General features: G+C 37.4%; 14 protein-coding genes. 4 read left to right on the top strand and 10 right to left on the bottom strand.

Translation table 11 applies throughout. From position 1 onward, the window contains the following. Nucleotides 1-20: 20 nt before the first annotated feature. The 4 genes from caiB to caiE all read left to right on the top strand — a co-directional run bounded on the left by caiB (nucleotide 21) and on the right by caiE (nucleotide 4,367). Entirely contained in the window at nucleotides 21-1,241 is a 1,221-nt protein-coding gene (gene caiB, locus AB4J89_RS09085) for an L-carnitine CoA-transferase (RefSeq protein WP_368468989.1), read from the top strand. A gap of 74 nt (nucleotides 1,242-1,315) precedes the next feature. After that, entirely contained in the window at nucleotides 1,316-2,872 is a 1,557-nt protein-coding gene (gene caiC, locus AB4J89_RS09080) for a crotonobetaine/carnitine-CoA ligase (protein ID WP_088494511.1), read from the top strand. 76 nt (nucleotides 2,873-2,948) lie between these two features. Then, complete coding sequence (gene caiD, locus AB4J89_RS09075) at nucleotides 2,949-3,734, top strand: crotonobetainyl-CoA hydratase (RefSeq protein WP_088494510.1); 786 nt, start codon at nucleotides 2,949-2,951, stop codon at nucleotides 3,732-3,734. A gap of 39 nt (nucleotides 3,735-3,773) precedes the next feature. Continuing rightward, a complete protein-coding gene (gene caiE / locus AB4J89_RS09070) occupies nucleotides 3,774-4,367 on the top strand; it encodes a carnitine operon protein CaiE (RefSeq protein ID WP_088494509.1) in 594 nt (197 codons plus the stop codon). Between the two features lie 73 nt (nucleotides 4,368-4,440). On the opposite strand, the gene caiF is transcribed toward caiE, so the two are convergent. The 10 genes from caiF to AB4J89_RS09020 form a co-directional block, all read right to left on the bottom strand. Next, entirely contained in the window at nucleotides 4,441-4,833 is a 393-nt protein-coding gene (gene caiF / locus AB4J89_RS09065) for a carnitine metabolism transcriptional regulator CaiF (protein ID WP_088494508.1), read from the bottom strand. A gap of 816 nt (nucleotides 4,834-5,649) precedes the next feature. Further along, nucleotides 5,650-6,312: a fructose-6-phosphate aldolase gene (gene fsa / locus AB4J89_RS09060; RefSeq protein WP_088494507.1), complete on the bottom strand. Its 663-nt coding sequence runs from the start codon at nucleotides 6,310-6,312 to the stop codon at nucleotides 5,650-5,652. 289 nt (nucleotides 6,313-6,601) lie between these two features. Beyond that, the gene (locus AB4J89_RS09055; RefSeq protein WP_088494506.1) at nucleotides 6,602-7,213 is read right to left on the bottom strand and encodes a lytic polysaccharide monooxygenase; all 612 of its coding nucleotides are present in this window, start codon (nucleotides 7,211-7,213) and stop codon (nucleotides 6,602-6,604) included. A 344-nt stretch (nucleotides 7,214-7,557) separates the two neighbouring features. Continuing rightward, the gene (locus AB4J89_RS09050; RefSeq protein WP_368468985.1) at nucleotides 7,558-10,413 is read right to left on the bottom strand and encodes an RHS repeat-associated core domain-containing protein; all 2,856 of its coding nucleotides are present in this window, start codon (nucleotides 10,411-10,413) and stop codon (nucleotides 7,558-7,560) included. Between the two features lie 184 nt (nucleotides 10,414-10,597). Further along, nucleotides 10,598-13,474: an RHS repeat-associated core domain-containing protein gene (locus AB4J89_RS09045; protein ID WP_368468983.1), complete on the bottom strand. Its 2,877-nt coding sequence runs from the start codon at nucleotides 13,472-13,474 to the stop codon at nucleotides 10,598-10,600. Nucleotides 13,475-13,701: 227 nt separating this feature from the next. Continuing rightward, nucleotides 13,702-14,058 carry a DUF2570 domain-containing protein gene (locus AB4J89_RS09040; protein WP_088494503.1) on the bottom strand — a complete coding sequence of 119 codons (357 nt, stop codon included), beginning with the start codon at nucleotides 14,056-14,058 and terminating at the stop codon, nucleotides 13,702-13,704. Then, nucleotides 14,055-14,444: a M15 family metallopeptidase gene (locus tag AB4J89_RS09035; protein WP_088494502.1), complete on the bottom strand. Its 390-nt coding sequence runs from the start codon at nucleotides 14,442-14,444 to the stop codon at nucleotides 14,055-14,057. The genes AB4J89_RS09040 and AB4J89_RS09035 overlap by 4 nt, the downstream gene beginning before the upstream one ends. Continuing rightward, the gene (locus AB4J89_RS09030; RefSeq protein ID WP_088494501.1) at nucleotides 14,441-14,758 is read right to left on the bottom strand and encodes a phage holin family protein; all 318 of its coding nucleotides are present in this window, start codon (nucleotides 14,756-14,758) and stop codon (nucleotides 14,441-14,443) included. Before AB4J89_RS09030 ends, AB4J89_RS09035 begins: the two co-directional genes overlap by 4 nt. Before the next feature lie 61 nt (nucleotides 14,759-14,819). Further along, on the bottom strand, nucleotides 14,820-19,151 hold the full coding sequence (locus tag AB4J89_RS09025) for a SpvB/TcaC N-terminal domain-containing protein (protein ID WP_368468980.1): 4,332 nt from the start codon (nucleotides 19,149-19,151) through the stop codon (nucleotides 14,820-14,822). Nucleotides 19,152-19,206: 55 nt separating this feature from the next. Next, entirely contained in the window at nucleotides 19,207-26,037 is a 6,831-nt protein-coding gene (locus AB4J89_RS09020) for a neuraminidase-like domain-containing protein (RefSeq protein ID WP_368468978.1), read from the bottom strand. Nucleotides 26,038-26,305: the final 268 nt, after the last annotated feature.

The following is a 26,305-nucleotide window of genomic DNA, read 5'->3' as shown; positions in this document are numbered from 1 at the left end:
ACCACTTACGAGGTGACGCTATGACAGAACATTTACCAATGCCACAATTCGGCCCACTTTCAGGGGTTCGTGTTGTGTTTTCAGGAATTGAAATTGCAGGGCCATTCGCAGGACAAATGTTCGCAGAATGGGGAGCTGAAGTGATTTGGATTGAAAACGTTGCATGGGCTGACACCATTCGCGTTCAACCTCACTACCCTCAACTTTCTCGCCGTAATCTTCATGCTCTATCGTTAAATATCTTTAAAGACGAGGGTCGTGATGCGTTCCTAAAATTAATGGAAACAACCGACATCTTTATCGAAGCGAGTAAAGGCCCAGCCTTTGCACGTCGCGGTATTACGGATGAAGTATTATGGGAGCATAACCCTAAATTAGTTATCGCTCATTTATCTGGTTTTGGTCAATATGGCGATCCGCAATACACCAACTTACCGGCTTATAACACCATTGCTCAGGCTTTCAGTGGTTACCTTATTCAAAACGGTGACAAAGATCAGCCAATGCCAGCCTTCCCTTATACCGCAGACTATTTCTCAGGAATGACCGCAACCACTTCCGCGTTAGCGGCACTGTATAAAGTTCAACAAACAGGGAAAGGCGAAAGCATTGATATTGCTATGTATGAAGTGATGCTGCGTATGGGGCAATACTTCATGATGGACTATTTCAATGGCGGCGAAATCTGCCCTCGTATGACAAAAGGGAAAGATCCGTACTACGCAGGCTGTGGGCTTTACCGTTGCCAAGATGGTTATATCGTGATGGAAGTTGTCGGTATCACTCAAATTCAAGAAATTTTCAAAGATATCGGACTTGCTCATCTGCTTGGTACACCTGAAGTACCTGAAGGCACTCAACTTATTCACCGTATTAATTGCCCACATGGTCAATTATTTGAAGACAAATTAGATGAATGGTTAGCTAAGCAACCCATCACAGAGGTACTTAAACGTCTTTCAGAACTCAATATTGCCAGCGCTAAAGTGCTGACTATTCCAGAGCTTGAAGACAATCCGCAATATGTCGCACGTGAATCGATTACCGAATGGCAAACCATGAATGGCGAAACCTGTAAAGGGCCGAATGTGATGCCTAAATTCAAAAATAATCCGGGAAAAATCTGGCGTGGAATGCCATCTCACGGCATGGACACTAATGCAATTTTGAAAAATATCGGTTATAGCGACGAACAAATCAAGGGGCTGGTCGATAAGGGACTGGCTAAAATCGTAAAGTAACACTGTAAAATTCAGGCGTTGTATAGGCATAAAACACGTCTGAATTTACAGCAAAAGAATAGGGTAACAGTTTAATGGATGTGATTGGCAAACAAAACTTACGTCAAATGTGGGATGATTTGGCAGAGGTTTATGGTACAAAAACAGCGCTAATTTTTGAATCCGCACAAGGACACGTGAGACAATTTAGCTACAGTGAATTAAATGAAGAGATAAATAGAACCGCAAATCTTTTTCATGCTGGTGGCATAAAAAAAGGCGATCACGTTGCCTTACATCTTGATAACTGTCCTGAATTTTTCTTTTGCTGGTTTGGCTTGGCAAAAATTGGCGCTGTTATGGTGCCAATTAATGCGCGCTTTATGTATGACGAGAGCGCATGGATAATCAATCACTGCCAAGCCCATTACGTGGTCACTCGCAATAATTTTTATCCTATTTACCAACCTATGTTGCAGGATGAACAATGCCCTTTAACGCAACTGTTTTTAATAACAGAAAACAGTCTACCCGCTGAAAAAGGCGTTATCGACTTTTTAAAAGAGAAAGCCAAGCACCCTGTTACGCTTAATCATCACACACCATTAAGTGTGGATGATACTGCTGAAATTCTTTTTACCTCAGGAACAACTTCTCAACCCAAAGGCGTAGTTATCACACACTATAATCTACGCTTTGCGGGTTATTACTCATCATGGCAAAACGCATTACGTGAAGACGACGTTTATCTTACAGTTATGCCAGCCTTTCATATTGACTGCCAATGCACAGCATCACTCGCCGCATTTTCAGTGGGTGCCACTTTTGTATTGTTAGAAAAATACAGTGCCAGAGCCTTTTGGAAACAGATCCTTAAATACCAAGCAACGGTTGCGGAATGTATTCCAATGATGATGAGAACCTTAATGGCGCAACCTGTTTCATCAGAAGAAAAGCAGCACAAATTACGTGAAGTGATGTTTTATCTCAATCTTGCCGATGAAGAAAAAGATGCCTTCCTTGAACGCTTTAACGTGCGATTACTCACCTCTTATGGCATGACAGAAACCATTGTCGGACTAATTGGTGACAGACCTGGCGATAAACGCCGTTGGCCATCAATTGGTAGACCCGGTTTTTGCTATCAAGCTCAAATCAGAGACAAACAAAACAACGAAGTCCCTGATGGGGTTGTAGGTGAAATTTGCGTAAAAGGCGAGCCCGGAAAAACTATTTTTAAAGAGTATTACAACCGACCTGATGCCACAGCAAAAGCATTAGAGCCTGATGGTTGGTTACATACTGGCGATTATGGTTATCGTGACGATGAGGGCTTTTTCTATTTCGTTGATCGCAGTTGCAATATGATCAAACGCGGTGGCGAGAATGTCTCTTGTGTTGAGATTGAAAATATCATTTCTTCACATCCTAAAATTCAAGATGTAGCTGTAATTGGTGTACCTGACAATATTCGTGATGAAGCAATTAAAGCGTTTGTCGTGCTGGTTGAAAATGAAACCTTGAGTGAAGAAGAGTTCTTCCATTTCTGTGAGCAAAATATGGCGAAATTCAAAGTTCCCTCTGAAGTTGAATTTAGAGACGGATTGCCTCGTAACTGCTCAGGAAAAGTGATTAAAAAGCATTTGAAATAAGGCATAGGTAGGTTTAACCACAAATTAATAACCTCAATCATAAATGCTTATTTTTGATGACGAAAAGGAATACAACATGAGCCAATCATTACACCTAACAACTCGTGGTTCAGTACTTGAAATTGTATTAGACAGACCAAAAGCGAATGCTATTGATGCGAAAACAAGCCATGAAATGGGCGAAGTTTTTCTCCGTTTTCGTGATGATCCAAGCTTACGTGTCGCAATTATTACAGGTGCAGGCGAACGCTTTTTCTCTGCGGGATGGGATTTAAAAGCCGCGGCGGAAGGCGAAGCACCTGATGCTGACTTTGGTGCCGGTGGTTTTGCAGGTTTAACTGAGCTTTTCAATCTGGATAAGCCTGTCATTGCTGCGGTTAATGGCTATGCTTTTGGTGGTGGCTTTGAATTAGCACTCGCCGCTGACATGATGGTGTGTTCAGATAATGCTTCTTTTGCTTTGCCTGAAGCCCAATTAGGTATTGTACCTGACAGTGGCGGTGTTCTGCGTTTACCTAAACGTTTACCACCCGCTATCGTCAACGAAATGCTGATGACAGGTCGTCGCATGAATGCTGACGAAGCACTGCGTTGGGGTATTGCAAACCGTGTTGTCAGCTCCGCTGAACTTATGGACAGCGCACGTGAACTTGCAGACCAAATTGCCAACAGTGCCCCACTGGCTGTAGCTGCATTAAAAGAGATTTATCGTGCCACCAGCGAGCTTTCCATTGAAGAGGGTTACAAACTTATGCGCAGTGGTGTGCTAAAACATTACCCAAGCGTTTTACATTCAGAAGATGCCACAGAAGGCCCATTAGCCTTTGCTGAAAAACGCGCACCTGAGTGGAAAGGCCGGTAATTATCGTTGATCTCGATAATACAACAAAGAGGAAAACTGATGAGTATCTACGCGTTTGAAGGTCTTATTCCTGTGGTTCATCCAACAGCTTATGTTCATCCATCTGCTGTATTAATTGGTGATGTGATTATCGGTGCAGGTGTTTATATCGGTCCATTTGCATCACTCAGAGGGGATTATGGGCGCTTGATTGTTGAAACAGGTGCTAACCTTCAAGACGGTTGTATCATGCACGGTTATACCGATATGGATACCATTGTTAGAGAAAATGGGCATATTGGACACGGCGCAATTCTCCATAGTTGTATTATCGGGCGTGATAGTTTAGTGGGTATGAATAGCGTGATTATGGATGGTGCAGTGATTGGCGAAGAAAGTATTGTTGCCGCGATGAGCTTTGTGAAAGCAGGCTTTCAAGGACAACCTCGGCAAATGCTGATTGGTAGCCCTGCAAAACATGTACGGGATATTACTGATAATGACATGGAATGGAAGCGTATGAACACACGCGAATATCAAGATTTGGCCGTTCGTTGTCGCCAAAGCTTAGTTGAAACCACACCTTTAACCGCACCTGAACCTAATCGCCCACGTTTACGTGGCACAACAGATGTAAAGCCGAAAGGTCAGTAACAAACTACGACAGGCGTTGCGAGCGCCTGTCGTCATTATTCAAATTGTTTAGTATGAAACGAAGTCTCGTAAATTAACGACGTTGGGATTTTGACAACATCCATTGCCATTTTTGCTCATGGTTCAATCCATGAGGGATCATCGCCGCTAATTTTTCAGGAGAACTTTGACTACTTTTTTCTTGAATATGGCCTTTTAAACGTGAATAGACTTGAGGATCAATATGACTAACTTTGATCATCCGTTGACACTGACAGCCTCTACCTTCTAGTTGGTTAGGAACACTTTTCGTTTCACACTCAATTTCTTTTACATCAGAAAGAATGTAAGAAACGATATTAATTGCGTTGCATTGAGGAATATCGAATTTTTTTGCGATTTCCTTTGCACTTACCCAACGTTCTTGCTCTTGAACCCAGTCAGCAATTGACAGATAGAGTGGCTTACTCATGTATTCTTCACACATAATTACTCCAATATCACAAATGAAATTTATTTATCGCTAAATAAAGATAATAACTATATATGTTAATTATCATTGCACCGCGGAGTATCGGTTTTCCCTGTTAATTTGAGAAGTTAACAAACTTATCAAAATAATACTTAGTTTATTTTTAACAACCACACTCTTTAATTAACACGCCCGTCACAATTTATTATTTTGTTATTAAAGCCAAAGTAATAACAATTAAACCGAGTAAAAACAAAAAATTAATTAAATATAAAAATATAAAACATACTTTTAAAAACAGAATTTATCACATTGATTTTAAAAGCATTTCAAACAACAAAATAAAAAAGAAATAGATTATATTAATAATCCATTTATAGACTAACATTATAGTAATAGATTTTAATTTAGATTGCCAGAAAGGTGGCTTATTATTAGATGTAAATCAATAATCGTTTATCTTCACTTGCCGATAGGCCCATAAAAGATTCATTAGAAAAATTAAAGATTAAATAGAATGATAGGAAAGGATTTAATTTTAATACTCATTTACCTATTATATTATCAATAATGCATCTAGATAATAATAATTACAAATCATACATCTATAATATAATCCTATGAAATTAGCTAAAATAGGCAGATGATCGCTCTATTTAAAATCACTAATAAAAGAAGATTATTTCAACAAAGAACATCTATTTATTTTTATTTAAAAATAATGAAATAATATTTCAAATAAGACTCATTTACGCTTATCTCAAATAAATATCAACTAAGCGCTATATAAATAGAATAGCGCTTGATCATATAACGTTGAAGTAGATCCCATTATAAAAGGCGGCGATCAAATGCAGCTTGCCAATCATCGGCGAATCTATTTACCGCATCATCCACAACGGGTGAACGAATAATAGAGTAAGCAAGTTCAATCGGTAATGTCACCGAAGAAGCCCCCGCCAATAAACAATCAACAACTTGTCGTGGTGTTTTAAAACTCGCTGCTAGGATTTTTGTGGGTAAATTATGCATCGTAATCAGAGTTTGTAATTCTTTTACCACTCTTACCCCATCAGAGCCTTGTCTATCCATTCGATGTACATAAGGGGCAATATAATCCGCGCCAGCTAATGCTGCCATTAATCCTTGTGAGACACTGTAAATCGCAGTGCCCAATACCAGCATATTTTTTTGTTTTAATTGTTTAATGGCGACAAGTCCTGCTTCTGTAACCGGAATTTTAATCACCGTATTATCTGCAATATTTCCGATACGCAATGCTTCTTCAATCATGGTATCAACATCACTGGCAATGACCTGTGCAAATACCCGACCTTTACCGCCCATAGCTGCTTTTAATTCAGGTAGTAACGTTTCAATATTTTGTGCCGATTTAGCAATAATGGACGGATTGGTAGTGACACCTGCAATAGGAAGAACTTGAGAGAGTTTTCTGACTTCTTCGATATCCGCTGTATCTAAATAGATTTCCATAATCGCGCCTCAATAATGTTGGTTTTAAGCTAAATAATTATAGGTATAGATTAGAAAGTAGCATTGTAAGCGAGGGATTTCTAGTGGGATCAATAAAAATAGCGCCCGAGTAAAGGCGCTATTAATTAAATAACGATAATAAATAGTTATAGTTTTTATTTAATAAAAAAATTAGCACTTACCCAAATTTAGAATTCAGATTTATTATCCATTTATAATTTAAAATAAATAAGATTAACTACAATGCTATTATTGATATTAAATAATTTCTTACATTAAGTTAATTTGATTATTTTTTAAAGTCAGCATCAATAACTTGATAAAATGCATTATTTGTATCTGCAATATTCCAAACACCTAAAATAACCTGATAACCTGAACGTTCTGGTATATTACAGTTTAATTCTACAGTTGCTGTTGGTATTTTTCCATTATCATCTTGTTGGCAAAATGGTGTTAAATCAAAATCAGCACGAGTCAGTGGTTTATTGACATCCCACTCTGGTTTGGTAATAAAGAATTGCCATGAAGCTGTACTGTGTTTAGCGGTTAATGTCCATTTAAAGGTATTTTCTCCACTTTTCATTGCCACTTTATGCCAGCGATCAGCACTTTGTGCATTTAAAGCAGAAAAAACTTCTTTTCCACCACTAGCAATTTGACCATCAGCAGGTCCATCGTTAGGAAAGCCTTTTGTCCCTTCAATTGATTGAGGTTCATACTGTATTGGACCACAATTTTTATTTAAATTTTTCCCTTTTTCTGAACACAGGAAAGCTCTGCTGGGAGGGACATCAATATAGCCATGTTTTAACGTCACATCAGCTGACGCTGTTGAAATAAAACCCGCTGATGATAATAATAATGTTGCAGTGAATACCATAAGTTTATTTTTCTTCATAATAAAACCTCATAATTATTAATAAGTGTTTTTAAATATAATGATTGCATCAATCACAATATATATTAGTCAAAAAAAGATAATTAAATATTCCTTTATTTATATTTGTGAGCGACATCGCTATTTAATTTAATATTAAAATGGAACTAACACTGTTATTTAATATTTATTAGATGACTATCAATAATAAAAATAATAAATTAAATTGTTTTTATTACTTTTTTATATTTTATTAAAAGAAATAAAATCATCGATATAAAATAAAAACAACCCAAATAAGACAGAAATGCTGTCTCTCTGGGTTGCCTGTTTTGGGTGTACTCTAACAATACATAATTTGTGTATTAATGAGTCTTAGTGATGCAGCTCAATCTCCGAAGAAAACGATTTCCCCTAGTTAAACCATCTGAATGAGTTAATGAAGCCAAGTTATTACTGGTTTTATTTATTTCTCCATCACTCATCCCATATGTAGCAATTTCGCTATTACGGTCAACATGTTTCAGTCTTATATAGGTAATATATTGTTCCTTTCCTCTGTGATTATCACCACTGAAAGATGTAAAATTTATGATTTCGTATTGTCCATTTTTTGGTAACAGTACTTCACGCTGTGGCATGCTCACTGATGTAAATGGCCTGAACGGTAAACGTGTTCCCATAGTAGAATGAATATCATAAATAATGACCTGTTTGTGCATCTGATAAAACTGTTGCGTCTTGAGAGCACTGACACTACTCGTCGTGGATAAGTAAGCAGGGTCACCTAACCTATCTCCAATTTTCAATACTCCCGAAGCTAGTTTACTGCTAATTCCAGAATCAGGCACTGCACGAAGAAAATCCCCCTCTATTTTTGGCATCTTATTTAAAGCTTTTTCAAGATTATTTATTTTTTTTGTTATCTTTCTCGACAAATCGTTGGCATGCGGTCCATTCTCTCGCAAATAGGCATTTATTTTATTACTGTCCCCTGCGGTATAATCTTTTATAGCCTCCACGTATTTGCCAGCCATTTTTTTCGCTAAAGCACTGCCTTCGGCCAATTCATTATCTAAATTCACCATAACATCCTGATAATAAGAATCATTCAGCTGTTTAGGTGTCATTTTTTGTAATACTTCATCTTTTCTTCCTTCAGGCGTAAAGCTAGGATTTCTTCCATCTGGGTCTGTTATTGTAACTGGGTTATTACGCACCATTCGGTATAAATTCAGTCCATCAATCGTACCGGCTGGGTCGGCACTTAACCAACGACCAATCCACGGTTGATAATAACGATAACCGTAGTAATACATACCCGTAGCGTCTTTTTCTTTACCTGAGTAACGAATGGTTTTGTAATCTGCTTCTACCGCATTTTCGCTAGACCAAATCGCAGTGCCACCATAAGGGTAATACTCTTCATAGCTAACTAATTGCCCTTGACCATCGGTTTCTAATCCACTGTTGCCAATACCGTCATCATAGCTATAACGCAGTGAGTTATTTTCAATTCCTTTCGGTGTGCCAATCTCCCAACACAGCGCCCTGACTTTTGCACTCGTGCCTGCTTGAATATGAACCACATCATATTTTTCTGTAGCAGGATTGTTATTCACTTCCCATTGTTCAATATTCGGTAAATAGAGCGTAGTGACTCTTTCTAAATCACCGCCAGCAGCTTTACGCCCGCGTATTTTCGTCATACGTTGGCTCGCACTGTTATATTGATAAGTTTCGCCCTCAGACAAATGTCCACTTTCCATTATCTCTTTTGTGGCTTTCAAATGATTACGGCTATCCCAAATAATGGCATCACCATTAAGAAGCTGGGTTAAATTACCGCTCTCATCAAAATAGCTATCGACTTGCTTCGGATCAGAACATTGTGATTTAAGTAATGCCCGATTAGTTTTATTAGATATGGTTATATCTTGGGTAAAACTTTGTTGCGCAATAGCGGAGTTATGACGGATTTGCGTTAAATTACCACCGCGATCATAAGCGTATAAACGCGTGTAATTGGTATAACTTTGTCCATCTTTGACCAACGTGGTAATGGTTTGAGATTGCATTGAAGCAGGTGTTTTTTGATTGGCCGATTCACGACCTGTTGCACTCACTAATTGATACAGAGAGTCATAGATATAACGATTTTCAGGCACAATTTTCTGATTACGCCAGTAGCGAGTCGCTTCAGCATCATTTTTCAGACAAATAATATTGCCGACAGGATCGTACTCATAACGCAGATCTTGCATAATCTTCGCACCCAAAACATGGTTTTGTAGACGCACTGTTTTGACATGCAGTAAACGTTGCGTTTCAGGCTCATATTCATAAGTGGTGACTAAGCCATTACCCTGCTCTTCACGCAGTTTTTGCCCTGTCGCACTATAAGAGAGTGACCGTAAAATCACTTGTTCTGATTGCCCTTTTAAGGTCAACCAAGATTGCTTAACAAAGCCTGCAATATCATAGGCAATACGGCGTTTATTCCCTTTTGCATCGGTTTCTTCTAATACACCCCCTGTCGCATCATAAGTATATTGAGTGGTAAATTTTTCAGCTCGCTCAATACTCGCTTCTTCATTATTATTTGAATTCCAGTCAATAACACTGCCCATATGCAATTGTTGTGTTTCTGCAATAACATGCCCCAAGAGAGAATAATTGCTATACGTTTTTTTACCTGCCGTATCAAAGTGTTCAATACATTTTCCCACTTGATTGGTATCGATTAACTCACTCGCGTTTCCTTGTCCCCATTTAAATTTTTGAATAACCTTCGTGTCTGAATTCCCTAATTTTCCTTCTTTGACTTGCTCTAAATATCGCTCAACGCTGGGCTCAGAATATTCATACGTTGTCACCGTACCTTTTGCATTAATCTGTTGTGAAACGGTACCCTCAATATCATTAAGACTAAAGCTTGTACCATTATCAATCCCTTGAGATACAGCAATCGCGCCACCTAAACTCACCGTTTGTTGAATATTCGATTGAATTGCTGAATTTGATTGTTGTGCTTCATACAATCTTGCATCAATACTGCGTTCTAAATAACCGCGAGCATGATAATGGTGACGCGTAATGCGTTCATCCGTTTGGTTAACCGTATCAGGATGACGGCAATAGCTAATTTCACGGATTGTTGATCCTCGATTATCAAGAACTACTACCGTTGGCGTTCTTGTGTGTAATTGTTTATTTAACATATTTTTAATTCCTTTCAATTTTCTTTTTATAGATAATAAATATTTCGTTAGTGATTAATGGCGGTTAAATATATTGGGTCATGAAGATTTATTATTAATTTATTTCTAAACTAAATTCCTCATGATTAATTTAACCGCACTTATCGTCTAGCCTCTAAACATTATTAAGAGCGTTACAATAAGGTTATTCACGTATCTGTCGAATAGGATCATAGTCCATATTGGGCCTGTCATCTTTGGAACGACAAAATGAGCAGACAATATTGTCATATTTAATATTATTTACCCTTAAGTCATTGAAAAGTCTTCCCATTGTCGTAACTGAAGGAAAAGAAAGCCCATCAGAAGTGATCGTATCACTTACTGTGACAATATCCGTTCTTACTGTTTGATCTTGAATTGTTTGCGTAATCGCTCGATTGGCAGCCAACGCATTACCTATTTTATCGGGTGTATCGGCCTCATATGTGGTTAATCTATAATTTGTAATATTAATTCTCCCATTATTATCTTCTTCTGCTACTTTAGAATTCATATTATTATACTCGCCTGTCACTGTCCTTATTCCCAATAATTCCATTTCTTCAATCGCGAATTGATTATGTAACTCCATATGATGATTTGAAATGGAAAATAACGTAAGACTCTTTTCTATTGCGACATTATCAATCCCCGGATCCAATAAAAAAGTTCTGTGTGGATTTAAGAATTCTAATGTCATTCCATCGGGTATTGGAACCGCTCCACTGTTTAAGTTAAAACCACCATGGGCAGTAACAATGAGTTGTTTTGATGGATAATCAGGGGTTGAATAGAGCGAAAAATGCCGGCCTAACTTACTGACTGTATAGTGAGTTTCTCTTTTAAAGTCGAGTGAATCTTCTTGATTCCAAACCTCAGCCTGATTAATAACCTCCCTCGCCCAATTATTTGTTTTTATTTCATGAAATGAAGTCGGTAATCGATTGATAAAATGCTCACTTGTTGTTGCAGAAGTCGATGCGGTTGAAGGCGTGGGCGCTCGTCCATCCGGATCATGCAATGTCACTGGGTTATTGCGCACCATTCGGTATAAATTCAGCCCATCCACCGTACCGGCGGGGTCGGCACTTAACCAGCGACCAATCCACGGTTGATAATAACGATAACCGTAGTAATACATACCCGTAGCGTCTTTTTCTTTACCTGAGTAACGAATGGTTTTGTAATCTGCTTCTACCGCATTTTCGCTAGACCAAATCGCAGTGCCACCATAAGGGTAATACTCTTCATAGCTAACTAATTGCCCTTGACCATCGGTTTCTAATCCACTGTTGCCAATACCGTCATCATAGCTATAACGCAGTGAGTTATTTTCAATTCCTTTCGGTGTGCCAATCTCCCAACACAGCGCCCTGACTTTTGCACTAGTACCTGCTTGAATTTGTACAACGGCATATTTCTCTGTCACAGAACTTGTACTCACGTCCCATTGTTCAATATTCGGTAAATAGACCGTAGTAACTTTTTCTAAATCACCGTCAGCAGTTTTACGCCCGCGTATTTTCGTCATACGTTGGCTCACACTGTTATATTGATAAGTTTCGCCCTCAGACAAATCTCCACTTTCCATTATCTCTTTTGTTGCTTTCAAATGATTACGGCTATCCCAAATAATAGTATCCCCATTGAGAAGCTGGGTTAAATTACCGCTCTCATCAAAATAGCTATCGACTTGCTTCGGATCAGAACATTGTGATTTAAGTAATGCCCGATTAGTTTTATTAGATATAGTTATATCTTGGGTAAAACTTTGTTGCGCAATAGCGGAGTTATGACGGATTTGCGTTAAATTACCACCGCGATCATAAGCGTATAAACGCGTGTAATTGGTATAACTTTGTCCATCTTTAACCAACGTGGTAATGGTTTGAGATTGCATTGAAGCAGGTGTTTTTTGATTGGCAGATTCACGACCTGTTGCACTCACTAATTGATACAGAGAATCATAGATATAACGATTTTCAGGCACAATTTTCTGATTACGCCAGTAGCGAGTCGCTTCAGCATCATTTTTCAGACAGATAATATTGCCGACGGGATCGTACTCATAACGCAGATCTTGCATGATCTTCGTACCTAATGCATGACCTTGAGGACGCACCGTTTTGACATGCAGTAAACGTTGCGTTTCAGGCTCATATTCATAAGTGGTGACTAAGCCATTACCCTGCTCTTCGCGCAGCTTTTGCCCCGTAGCTGAATAGGTTAAAGCGCGTAAAATCACTTGTTCTGATTGTCCTTTTAAGGTCAACCAAGATTGCTTAACAAAGCCTGCAATATCATAGGCAATACGGCGTTTATTCCCCTTTGCATCGGTTTCTTCTAATACAGCCCCTATCGCATCATAAGTATATTGAGTGGTAAATTTTTCAGCTTGTTGAATATCATTTACTTCACTAGTTGAATTCCAGTCAATAAGACTACTCATATGCAATTGTTGTGTTTCTGCAATAGCATGCCCCAAGAGAGAATAATTGCTATACGTTTTTTTACCTGCCGTATCAAAGTGTTCAATACATTTTCCCACTTGATTGGTATCGATTAACTCACTCGCGTTTCCTTGTCCCCATTTAAATTTTTGTACTACGGCAATACGGCTTTCACCCAATTTTCTTTCTTTGACTTGCTCTAAATATCGCTCAACGCTGGGATCAGAATATTCATACGTTGTCACCGTACCTTTTGCATTAATCTGTTGTGAAACCGTGCCTTCAATATCATTGAGATTAAAGCTATTCCCATTATCAATGCCTTTTGAGAAAGATAATGCGCCCCCTAAACTCACCGTTTGTTGAATATTCGGTTGTATTGCTGAATTTGATTGTTGTGCTTCATACAATCTTGCATCAATACTGCGTTCTAAATAACCGCGAGCATGATAATGGTGACGCGTAATGCGTTCATCCGTTTGGTTAACCGTATCAGGATGACGGCAATAGCTAATTTCTCGAATAGCCGATCCTCGATTATCATGAACCGCCACCGTTGGCGTTCTTGTATGTAATTGTTTATTTAACATATTTCTATAATTCCTTAATTCGCTTTCTTTTATGATCTAACTCATGAGTACCAAGCTAATTTTTTGTTACCAATATTTCTGCTACCGCTTTTTTATCGGTATTACATTTCTCTAATACCAACATTAAACGTGCCACATAATCAGGATAATCCCCCCATACTTGCACATTAAAAAACGGTGCTGAACAGGGCTGTAGTAAGTGTGTTGGTACAAATTTTTCGGGTGCTTTAACGACGGTTAAGGGTGTTTTGCTGCAACTGGATAACAGCGTCAGGCACAGACTCATTAGCACAAGGCGTTTGAGCCAGAAGTAGCCGTAATTCTTGGCGTATTGCATGATTTTCTTCCTCTAAATATTGTTGCTCCTTTTGTTGATGAGTGAGCGTTTCAGAGATTTTTTCCGCTTGCTCGTGCCATTGCATTAATTGTGATTGCAATGTACGTTGTTGATATTCAAGCTGACTATTTTGTTCTGAAAGTCGATTAATTTGGTTGTGCTGATAGCGGATCACCAGAAGCGTGGTCAGAATGACTAACAACACGCCTCCTTTTAATCCCCAGCGTAGAAGCCAGGTTAAACTCATGAATATACCTCTCTAGACAGCTCATAATGAGGGCCATCACGAAACGATACCCAATCACCGCCCCAATTCATTGAAACACCCAATTGATGTGCCGCTTTTTTCATCACTTTTGATACAGATTCAAACGCAGACCAATCGTGCCAAGGGATCGAGCCATTCACTAACGGTACAATATCTACAGCATGACCCGTTAAATGACGGCTATTGAGTGTTTTGCTTTTGCCTTCTTTCATTAGCACTTTTTGGCGCGCGAATGAGCGTAGCCCTTCGATGACCACAAAATCATATTCACTCAATGTCAGCGCCTGATGAACCACTTGCACTAAATCTTGATGCACACCTTTTAAGTTGTTTTGACTACGTTGACTTAATGTATACGTATTCATTTAGGCTCCTTAAGGTTGTTCATGCCAAAAATACGATTCCATAGCCAAATCAATGTGGTACTTCCCATTGAGCCAAAAAGCCCTGCAATCATGTAAGACATATAGCGACTTGCACCACTTTCAAAACTCAATAATCCCCCTAATAATCCTGTGAATACTGAAATCACAATTTGGCTACCAATGCCACACCAAGACCACCTAATTTGTTTTTGCCTAATTTCCATTAAATACCTCACGATACCTCCCCAGGCTGAAAATCCACCGATAATCATCCAAGCCAGCGCATCGCTTTCAGATGGGATTGCTACCAGCATAATAAAATTCCTAAATAGAGCGGATAAATGGTGTTTCCCATTAATCCGCGTAATAAATAACCTACACTAAGGTGTCATTTTCATCTTCCTGAGCCACAAACCAAGGCGTCATCATCGTATAGCGGCGATATTGTTTTGCAGTAATCACTTGATATAAACGACCTAATGCATCGTAATAATAGGTATCCGCAAACCGATTAGGCTGAGATGAACTTTCCGAAACATAACGCCAATCATTCAGGAAATAAGGCTGGTAAACGCGCTTTACATTCCCTTTATTGTCATATTCGGTTTCACCTGAAATTGCCCAACGTGTTGTGGTACTTTTTTGCTGTGCTTGCTGTACACAGTCCACCACTAATTCCCCTTTTTCACTGCGCAAAAAAGACTCACCCGCTTCAACTCTGATAGAGGTTTGCAATAGGCGTCCAAAACCATCGCTAAACGCGATTTGTTGGCGAATTTGTTGTTGTGAGTCGCTGTCATAACGGTCAGTCATAATTTGCAGAGCGTGTGGAGGCAGTTTTGACGATGAAGACATCCAACTGTCCGTGACATAAACAAAACCCGTAGCAATAGGCAGAGTGGATGTCAGGACCAAAGCCTCATCGATAGTATTTGGCATCGTAAAGGCTTTATGGCTATAACCACTTTCCAGACCTTTTTCAGCCCCTGAAAAACGGGTTGTCGTTACACGACCAAAACCATCAAAGGTCACTTGACGAAGATTTTTGTTTTCATCTGTTATTGAATTAGGTGATAAAAAGCGCCAATCATAAGTAAGATGAAAATCTTGTGTATTTAAAGGAGATCCTTTACCCATTAATACACAGAATTGCTTATCCCACAGTAAGTTATAATCACAAGAAAGCTCTGTTTTTTTATACACCAGTGGCTTATAGAACTGGGCTAATGAACCATAGGCTTTAACGCCTAATAACGGTTTTACCCACAATTTTTTGCTTTTTTCTGTTTCATCAGCGAATAAATAGTCTTTTTGCTGATAACCTGCATTTTTCATCACGCCATCCAGTTTTAAATCTGGATAAGGTTGTGAAATGACTTTTGCGGTTTCTTCATCTAATTCCGCGGTTTTACTGTAAGCTAAACGTACAGGGAAATCGGGTTCTGCTAATGTTGCATTACCACTCACATCCAGATAAGCAAGCTGTTGTTGCCCTACAAAAACTGAAGCTGATTTTTGTGTGAGCAAATTATTGCTCGCTAATAATGCTTCGACATTCAGGCCTTCTTTCGGCTGCTTTTCCGCACCGAATATCCAACTATCTTGGCGACTGGCGTTGGTGATCTCGAGCTGATAAACCTGTTTTTCAGGATGAACAAGATGATGGCAAGTCTGACGCGACAAACCTAAACGCAGAGTGTGTTGTTGCTCATCATAACTGGATGCCCATAACGTCTCGGGTAGGCTTTCGTAGTGCTGATAAGGGTTTTCCCCCCCCTTAGCACGTCTTGGATAGTTAATCGAAACGGCTTTAGATACAAAACCATAACCGTCTTGCTCTAAGATAATGTGTTGATGACAAGCAGGATCAGAAGCAATACGCTCATAATGATAGTCACGGCTTTCGACTACAGAAGGCATCACCACTGGTGAGCGCCCTTGCGCTTCAATTAAACGCACTTGTGGCCGTTGTTCCGTAACGACATAAGGCACATCAGATACAACGGTATTGTCTAATCCATAGACCTCTTTTCTAAGCAATTGACCTTGCAGTCCACGCTCAAGCCAATAGGCGAGTTCTTGATGCACTGTGTTATCACACGCTTTTTCTGAACTTCCATCACCTTGGGTAAAGCGTGGTGAGAAGTGAGAAAACGCCGCACTGTCGCCTTGCCAAAACTCATTAAAAAACTGGTTATCAACTAAGGATTTTCCCGTTAAAAACCACTGACGCGTTAATGCACTTGGCGTTTTATCCGTGGTATTTTCTTCACTTTTAAAAGACTCGGCATTGGTGGCTTCTACACAGCCAAAACCACGAAACTCATTTTCTTCGCCATCCCAGACACCATGACGATAGTTGTAAGTTTGCGTTAAACGGCTTTGCGTGATTTCATCAATGGTTTCAATTTTCCACAACGTATGTAGTGCGAAAGGTAAGTGGCTAACCGCTTTAGCTTTATTTTGCTGTTGACGAGTTAATTTTTCATCTAACCAATATTGCGCTGAACTACGGTAATGCAAATTCTGAATAAGCCCCATATTGTTATTAATGGACGTTAATAACCACGGCTTTTTATTTTGTAACGAAAGCACCCAATGTTGCGGTGTTGGATAAGCTTTTGTCAGTAAAATACTAGCGACACCAAGACCTTGGATATCCGCCACTTGCAGTTGGTATTGGTTATCAAAACGCACACCTTTAGGTAATGCGATATCATCACCACGCACAAATTGATTACCACTTTGGTTAAAATACACCTCTAAATGAGTAGATTGAGCATAAATAATATCAGTCGTACCGCTACCATCTAAGTCTGCTAAATAGAATTGATTAGGATTAAATTTCAGACGATCCGCAGAAAAACCAGGGATCGTCATCGGAGTACTAAATCTCCCCTCACCTAAATGCACCCAACAGGTTACGCCTTGGTAATCCACTTTAATCAGGTGTTGTTGACCTGAACCCAATACATCACTAAATGCCACCAAGGTACGTCGATTAACGTTTTTAATCGGCAACGTCACGCCATCAGCCTGCATGATATCTTTGCTTTTTTTCCAGCCTTGCGCAGAGCCCGCATAAAGACGAATACTGCGAGGACCAATTAAAGCTAAATCAGCAAAACCACTGCCTGTTAATGAGGTGATTTCCGCTCTAGAATGAAAATATTCTACTGGCAGTGCATCAAGTGGCACAAAATTTAGCCAATTTTCTGCGTTGGTTTCATCTTGAGTGTAATAACCATTCACATCACCTTGAGTAACTAACCATTCCAGTTTTCCATTACCCGTCACGTCGGTCAGCATGGCTGAATTCCGCAATGACGGAATAACAGGAAGCTTTTTTGCTTTATCCCATGTTATGGCATTCGGATTTTGTTTATCTTCTTTTCTGACGGGGGCGCGATACCACCAAGCACCACGATCTTGATACAACACGCCAGCCAATCCTTCTCCTAATAAATCAACATATTGATAAGGCGGTTGTGGTATAAAAGAAGCAAGCTCATCCAGTGATTGCCACTGGGCTTGTTTAGTCGCCCCCACCATTTGCCAATCAAATTTAACCGGTGGCAATGTCACTAACGACTGCGCATCTTTATTATTGTTAAACGCGGATTTTTGTGCTGAGACTAAAACAGTACCTGATGCGGACTCATCGTAAGTGAGCGTTAATCGAGCGACTAATTCAGGGGTTTCTGCCAATACTGTTTGTTTTTCTAAACTTTCAAGACGGTGATACATCAGTACTTGGCGACATAAACGGCGAGTACGAACTTCAAAACCATAATGGTACAGCGAGAAACAGTCTTTACGCAGTGCCCATGCGGAATTACTTTGCCATTGTGGATAGGTGGCTAATGCGCTATCACGCTCACCGTAATCAAAGACCAAAGTAAACAAGGCATTTTTCGGTAAGGTGTTATCCGTTTTCGTACATGAAAAAGCACGCTCTCCCTCAGGGTTACCGTAATACACTTTCTCTAAATAACGCTGTGTATTAGCATTTTTATGGGATTGAATTTCTTGTTTATCACAACCTTGTTCATCTTCAGCGCGATAGTGATATTCAATTTGTTCACCCATCGCTGAAACCGAAGCATTGAGATCCCATTGCGCAATATGTGCACTGTTTTGGCTATCCACGATCTGTGCTGTGGTTTCATAACCGAATAAGTGAACCTCACCATTTGCACTCAACATCACCCAAAATTGTTTTGGTGTATTGGCTGAAGCATTAGCCTCATTTAATGACCAATATTCAAAACGACTAAAACTTTTTTCAATACGTGAACGATAAGTTGTCACTTGATATTGATGAGCGAGTTTTATGCCAAGTAACTCATTACGTTGTGCCGTTTCAATTTCGCCTTTCTTATTGATAATTGGCACAATCACTTCACCTTCAGGCCCAACAAATTCATCTTGTTGAGTATAAGTAGGCACGCCTTTTGAAGTACGACGACGAATCGACATCACACCCATAGACCAGCCAAAGCCAAAAGCGCCATTACCGGCTTGATTTTGATAACTTAGACCTAAAGAAGGGGCATAACCACGACCTTGGCTAATGGGCAACGGCAAGCTAAAAGTAGCTGCACCATCAGGACCAACAGCACCCATGTTGCCCATTAATCCTGTGACAGCCCCACCACCTTTTGGTAAGTTTGGCGCATCAAAGGTCAATTTCTCTGAATTTTGCATGTAGAACTCCTGACAGGCTCCCTAAGGAGCCTGTAATTAATTAAGATTTGGGTAATTAGCGAATGGTGTAATTAATGTGGAGAATGATGTCGTTTAGTGTCAGTAACATCTCTTTTTGCTTATCTGTCGCATCAGGGAAGCTTAAAGTCAGTGTACTGCTATCATTCACAGGTAAACCTTCAAATGGCAGATAACGCTCATCATTAAAGTTCAGTTGGAACTGACCACTGTCATTCATGCCATGAGAAATCGCAATCGCACTACAACCTCGTGGTTTCACCGCACTACCGCCATAACTCAACACCGCACGAATATTCTGATACGTGCCTGTTAACGCAGGTAATGTCACACTAATTTGTTTAACGCGACGTAATTGACCTAAATCTGCAGGATAATCTTTGTCGATAGCTAAATCAGAGAGCTTAATCGAAGCCTGTAATTGACCGTTTTTCAGCGTAATACCATTTTCTGCCGTACCTAGCTGGGTTTTCGATTTATTAATCACATCAGCGACTTGTTCAAAACCAAACTTATTAGTGCCTAAACCTTGGTACACGTCTTCCAACGACACAATCTTGGTGATTTCCAATACACGTTTATCTTTTTCGAGGTAGCTGTTTTCCATTTGAATCAGGTTATGCATTAAGCTTTCACCCGCCATCAAACCGGAATAATTACTTTGCCATGCCCCTGGGCGAATAAAGGTTTGTGTTTCATCTAAATCATACTGATAAGCCGATTCCGCCATACGGCAACGGGAGGCAGTTAAGTCGTAGAATGGCTTATAAATCGCCATCAATTTACCGCGTAACCAGCTATACAGCGCTTTATTGGTAAATTTATTTTGTAAGAACGTTAAATGTGCCTGCATATGCACTTGCTGTTGCATCAGAAGTCCTAATTGCAAATTAGCTGCTTCTTTACGCACACCCAGTGCTTTAATTTGTGCATCAAATTGTTTTAATTCTGATTGTGCTGTATCACGTAATAATTTCCACTCTTCACGACGACGACGATATACTTCAGATTGACTTAAAATGTCTGACGCCATATTAGATATACTACCAGCACTAAGGAATCCAGTACCTACTGCATTAAGTAGCCCACCATAATTTGATCCCCCCACTGCCATACCGAATGTATTTGGTGCTAAAACCGCTATACCCGCGCTCACATAAAATGGTTGACTGATTGTCGTAAATCCCATGCCCATAACGCGAAGTGCTAGTGCTCTTGTTTCTTTTGCACTAATGTTTTCATTATATAATTTGCTATAATAATTATAGCGGGTTTGGGCACCTTCCCGTAAACCCTGTAATGAATTTTCGGTATAATCAAACTTTTCAATCATCTTCTGCTGATACTTGATATTTTGGAGAGTAATTTCATTACCCTGCGTTGCTAGTAATTCTGACAACGCTTCCACATCTTGACGTTCAATGATGCTAGAAAGCGAACTACCAAACTGTATTAACTGGCTGACGACTGATTTTGCGCTATTTAATATCACAGGGAAACGCTGAGCCGGTATCATCACTTTCGGCAATACACCATCCTCTTGCGATTGATTAACTGCGGTGATTTGCAGTGCCTTAGGATCTGCTGGTGTTGCATACATTGGTAATGACAGCGATTGCCCATCAATCGATAAGTTGTGACGCAAATTAAATAAACGCGATTTTAACGTGTCTCGATACTGCGCTAACTTCTCATTAATTTGTGGTAAAAAAAGCGAAGTTAAGGTATTTGCTGTGCGTGATAATGTTGTTTCTTTTTTCTCATCATTAACAGAAGATTTTTCTTGATGTGTTATGGTTGCTGCATCAATTAATGTCGGTGCTGACCACACATCGTCCTCTAATAGTTCTGTCTCATTTCCTAATAATTTTAGCGCTTGTACATACCACATTTTAGCTTCATTTAGTGTGTCACGCTCAAGTTGACGATAAGCACTGTCACCTCGTGCCACAAGAATATCAAGGCACTTCATAAATGTAGCCAATTTATAGTGCATTGGATCAGCTTGTGCCACAGCATCAGGATCAGTTGAATCCAGTTGATCATGATCCCAAGCTATATCCGCTAATAATGGCTGTGAATTCCAAACACGATGAGTACGAGTATTGTTATCAATATAACCATTTGGACTAAACACATAACGTAACCAACGACTAGCTTCGTCGTAATTTTGCTCTTCTAGCATCACATTTGCTAACATCATCGGGGTGTAATAGAACAGTTCCCAAAAGTAGAGAGCATTCGCACCATTAAAATCCATCGGTACATCAGCGCCTTTTTCCAGAGCAGGTTCAGGCAGTCTCTGAGAATTTAGCGTTAAAATAGCATCAATTCCGTTATTCGCACGTTTGACTAATTGGCGTGCAAATAATGTATTTAAACGCACTAACAAAGGTTCATTTGCCACTGTCATTGACATATATTGGGCATGCTTTTGATTTGTTTTTAAGCTAATAATACTCTCATTTATATGTTCTAATTCACTGACTTTAAAGTAACATAGGCTTTTAGCAATAATTTTTTGGTTCTTATTAACCGCTGTTACATCCGCAGTTAATATTAACTCACCATTGTCATTAAATGCATTCTGAGGAACATCAAGCTTAAGCGTTTTATTTTTACTATTGAAGCTATTACTACCCTCAACTAAAGAAGTATTGGCGTTAGACCATTGTTCGAGAGAATAGGTGACTTTATTATCCTGACTAGAAAATAATGTTATCTTAATATCATTAACCATTTCGTCATCACTATAGATAATTTTATTTAAATCACTAATAGTTAATGGGTAAGATATTCCTTTCCCATATGCTCCCATAAGTAATTGAGTCGTTGTTTTTCCCGAAACATAAAAAAGAAACATTGGTGTTTCTTTATCTAGAAAATGTTGTAACGAGAAATTGCCTAATTCATTAGAAAGCGTAAAGGCAGTTTTATTTTTCGATGTATATTTTAATAAACCATTTGACTGTTTAGTGAAAAAAGACAGTCCTACGCTATAATCTTCTCCATTATTAACATCTAAACCGTTAATTACCGCACCTTTAGTATTATCGTAAATAAAGAAGTAAATTATATTTTTTTTAACATCAAAACCTAAATAATAACTAAAATCGGTTTTTCCATTAAAAGACAAGGTTGTCAACTTACCAACACTACCTGAAGTATAAACAATATCCTCTAATAGAGAACCACTCTTTAATAAACCTTTAAAGATATCTTTAATAGGTGCAGGAGCAAAATGTCCATAATTAATATTACAGTTAACAAAAGCAGAAAGGTAGCAAGATAATGTTTTATTTTTCGACTCTACACTGACACCATTAATTAAACTTCCAGAAAAAGAGACATGTTGAGAATCCATTGTTTTTATATCATCAATAGGATCGTGAGATATTGAGTAAGCTAATTCACCTCTCAATGCAAATTTATTATTAATATTTTTAGTGCATTTTTCACCACTCAAATCAAATTCAGACTTCACATTAATATAAATATTTTTTGCATTTTCCTCATTTAAATATGATATATTAGAAAACATCATTTTATTATCAATAGAATAAACTTGATACTCTTCATTTTCATCTTTATAGACATCACTTGTGACATAAGTTAAAAAATATAATTTATCTAATTCTTCGTTATAGCTTAAATAAAAATTTCCTTTTTCATTATCTATAATATTATTAGGTAGTTGAAAATCAATAGGTGAACTCCAAGTACCATCATAACGGATATGTGATAAAATTAAACTATATTGTGTCTGCTTAGAAATTGGTGTAGATGTATTTTCTTCTTTATTCTCAGACTTTTTACTTTCAATTTCTTTTTGTTCAATCCAAGCAATATATAATCGATTATTAAAAATAACAGGACGAATTAAATTATTGTAAGGGTTAGCACCATTCTCAATTTTAGTCCACTCTGTCCAAGCATTTGCTGCCATGACTCCTTTTTTTATTTTACTATGATCTGCACTACGCCAATAATAACTTACTTTTTCTGACGCATTACAACCAATAAAATATGTGTGCCCATCTTCTAATCTCACACTATCATGATAACCACTAATCACATCTAAATTAGCAATTTGTTCAAAAGAAGTTAAATAGGTTTTAAATGCATCATCAACCGTATCACTATTAATACTATTTTGACTGATTGACTGTGACAACGTATCCATCATTTTAGTTTGACCAATACGTACTGTAGGATCAATATAGTTTTCAGGATAATAAGCTAATAAAGAGACACCACTCCAAGTGCTATAACGCTTATTATATTTATCCCAATCTATAAAAAATTGACGAGACTTAATAAGTGGACTAGCATCTTTCATATCCAAAGATAAAAATTCATTAATATATAGCTGTATACTTGCAATAGCTTGTTCTATCTTTGTGGTTTTTACTTCAGATGAAACTTTATTATCAATCAGTAAATAATGATAAATATCATCACTAGTTACTAAATTTAATTCCTTAAAGTTATGAATATAAAATGCACTAAGTGCAACACTCTCTTTTTCATCCATTTTATCTTTTAGTAAAATAACTTGTTGAGCATTTAGCCCGCTTTGTAAAATTTTACTAATTCTATCCCAATTCAAGTAGTCTTTTTCTTTATCCCCACTTGTAGAAAATTTTAACTGAGTTAATAGATTAAAGTTATTTGGTGTGATGTTAAATGTTTTAACCATATCAATATAGCTAGAGATTTCTTTGATATTATCAAATTTAATTTGATCACCTAGTTTTAATAAAGAAATAATTTGCTCAATTACCTCATCAGAGACTCCATATGCCTTTGATAAAATTGAAACAGTTCCATAACCGAAAAAAAGGTTACTTATCTCATCTTTATTATTTATTTTATCTAAATAGAAACGATGGAATTCAGATATATCTTTTATTGATTCAATATTAGGAAGAACAGATTCATAATTAAGCAAACGACGTTCTCCCAATATATTTATTTCATTTTCATTTAATCCTAACTTAGTAAACATAGAAATCATTTGACACAAAATTTTTATATAAGTAACAAGTTTATTTTTATCCTCTAATGTTTTATCATCCTTCCTTACCAAGTCTCTAAAATCATCAATAGATAAGTTTAATATCATATTATTATCGAGATATTTCCATACAGCTTTGGCAACACTTAATGAAGGAAGGAATAAATGATAACCTAGTATAGGTAAATAGCACGGTATAATTGCCCGTTCGGTGAATTCATCTATATAAAAATCATTAAATTTCATTAACTCGTCAAAGAGTCCTTTCATTTCTCGAGTATAAGATAAATCATATTTTTCAGCTGTCATTGAATATAGTTCTGGAATACTAAACTTATACTCTTTGATAAACTTGCAATAATTATCTATTGTATAAATTAAATTACCTGCATCATCTGATAAAGATTGTTCATTAATGGGTTTACTGAAAGGTTCAGGTAACATATCAAGTAATAAAGAAAGAGAATAAATGTCTAGACTATGTACTGTTGCTAATAAATATACTCGATATAAAAGTGATATATCCTTTATAGAACAAGTAAATCCCGTTTTTTTACCAGAAGCTAATTTCCACATAGCAACAATACCAATATCATCGATATGAAATGCACGTTTTAAGGTATTAATACGTATAATATCATCTGGAGATGATGAATTAAAATCAAGTGCTTTATTATCTGCAATAAATTTACTTTTACCTAATGGAGGAGAATTAAATAAAATATCAAATAGCGATAAAGAGTTATTCAATGTTTGACGATTAATATTAGCACCATTAAGTACTATAGATTGCTCAATATTAATATTGTATTTCTCCATAATATATTGTACATGAAGAATAGAACGAATAACCTCAGAGTCAATATTATTATCATCGTTTTTTATTTTAATTAAAATTAATAGATTATCAACAGAGATCCCGGTTGCTTTATGTAAGCGAATAATCTTATTTAATACCAACATACTTTTTGCAGATAGTTCATTATTTACTTTAAGAATATTAAATAATGGTAATATTTCTTCTTCTGAAACAGAATAATATTCTGATAAGTACTTTAAATTATTCTTTAAACTGATATCTTTATTTCCGAAGTTTTTCTCTATTAGTTCATCAATTTTATCGTCAGAGATTAATTCTGTTAAAATAGCATATAATTCAGGAGAAATAGATGAATTAATCATTGAGATCCATTCTGTATCTAAAATATTAAGATAATCTTTAGCCTTTATTAATTTATCAGCCAAGCCATCACGTAATAATAATGTTTGTCGAATAGTTTCATAAGGCTGATGATAAGGATTTTCACCCATTACGCGATTTGTTGCTAGTTCTTGAAATAAATCTTTATCATTGCCAAATTTATTTTGCAGTGCGGTAGTAAGAATTTGATTTGATAAAGAAAGAGTAGAAACTTCTTTATCCATATTGTCTTGAGAAAGTATTAATTGTGCTAAATCAGGACGACGTATATCAAGACGATACATTGGGCTATCAGAATGTATTTCTTTTGCTTCACGATAAAGTTCAGTTAAATAACCCGCAGGTGAAAACATCGATGCCACAGATTTAGAATCGACATAGTGGTTGTCTCGATTTGGGATCCAATTTTCTAACGTACTACTTTGAGCTGCGTGAGGTTGAATATCTAAAGCCACGGCATTTTTTACTTGTGGATTATTACGTGTTAAATAATGAGCTTCTTTATATAATGTTTTTGCTTCATGCCAACTAAGCTTCTCTTCACTCAGCGTGTGGATTTCATGAAGTGATAAGGGAGCTAGATCATTTAACGTGATATTTTCCACTGTATCAGAATTCATTTTCGCTAAAAGTGTATTAATGTTTTTCATTAAATATTTTCCTAATATAAGTTAATTTAAAATTAATAGAATAAAATCGTCGTTTCATCTCGATAATTAAAATACCAAGAAAATAAGAATTGAAAATTGAATTTTTTATAACCTAATATTGAGTTTTTTTATTCTTTATAGATTGATTGCGGTTTTTAATAAAAAAGATTGAGAAAAACAGAGAAAATTAATAAATAAAACATGGAAATAAAAAACAATTAATCGTTTGATTTTATTTTTATCAAAAATACACTTATTTATTATCAAA

The sequence above is a fragment of the Proteus sp. STS61-E genome (assembly GCF_040932335.1).
GTDB classification, from domain to species: Bacteria; Pseudomonadota; Gammaproteobacteria; order Enterobacterales; family Enterobacteriaceae; genus Proteus; species Proteus mirabilis_B.
The sequence above is the reverse complement of the archived record's forward strand: the minus strand, read 5'-3'. Positions and strand labels throughout refer to the sequence as shown.

Excerpts from the sequence above, each read along its gene's own strand:
- caiB (WP_368468989.1), top strand. The coding sequence starts at position 21 with ATGACAGAACATTTACCAATGCCACAATTCGGCCCACTTTCAGGGGTT.
- caiC (WP_088494511.1), top strand. The coding sequence starts at position 1,316 with ATGGATGTGATTGGCAAACAAAACTTACGTCAAATGTGGGATGATTTG.
- caiD (WP_088494510.1), top strand. The coding sequence starts at position 2,949 with ATGAGCCAATCATTACACCTAACAACTCGTGGTTCAGTACTTGAAATT.
- caiE (WP_088494509.1), top strand. The coding sequence starts at position 3,774 with ATGAGTATCTACGCGTTTGAAGGTCTTATTCCTGTGGTTCATCCAACA.
- caiF (WP_088494508.1), bottom strand. The coding sequence starts at position 4,833 with ATGTGTGAAGAATACATGAGTAAGCCACTCTATCTGTCAATTGCTGAC.
- fsa (WP_088494507.1), bottom strand. The coding sequence starts at position 6,312 with ATGGAAATCTATTTAGATACAGCGGATATCGAAGAAGTCAGAAAACTC.
- AB4J89_RS09055 (WP_088494506.1), bottom strand. The coding sequence starts at position 7,213 with ATGAAGAAAAATAAACTTATGGTATTCACTGCAACATTATTATTATCA.
- AB4J89_RS09050 (WP_368468985.1), bottom strand. The coding sequence starts at position 10,413 with ATGTTAAATAAACAATTACACACAAGAACGCCAACGGTAGTAGTTCTT.
- AB4J89_RS09045 (WP_368468983.1), bottom strand. The coding sequence starts at position 13,474 with ATGTTAAATAAACAATTACATACAAGAACGCCAACGGTGGCGGTTCAT.
- AB4J89_RS09040 (WP_088494503.1), bottom strand. The coding sequence starts at position 14,058 with ATGAGTTTAACCTGGCTTCTACGCTGGGGATTAAAAGGAGGCGTGTTG.
- AB4J89_RS09035 (WP_088494502.1), bottom strand. The coding sequence starts at position 14,444 with ATGAATACGTATACATTAAGTCAACGTAGTCAAAACAACTTAAAAGGT.
- AB4J89_RS09030 (WP_088494501.1), bottom strand. The coding sequence starts at position 14,758 with ATGCTGGTAGCAATCCCATCTGAAAGCGATGCGCTGGCTTGGATGATT.
- AB4J89_RS09025 (WP_368468980.1), bottom strand. The coding sequence starts at position 19,151 with ATGCAAAATTCAGAGAAATTGACCTTTGATGCGCCAAACTTACCAAAA.
- AB4J89_RS09020 (WP_368468978.1), bottom strand. The coding sequence starts at position 26,037 with ATGAAAAACATTAATACACTTTTAGCGAAAATGAATTCTGATACAGTG.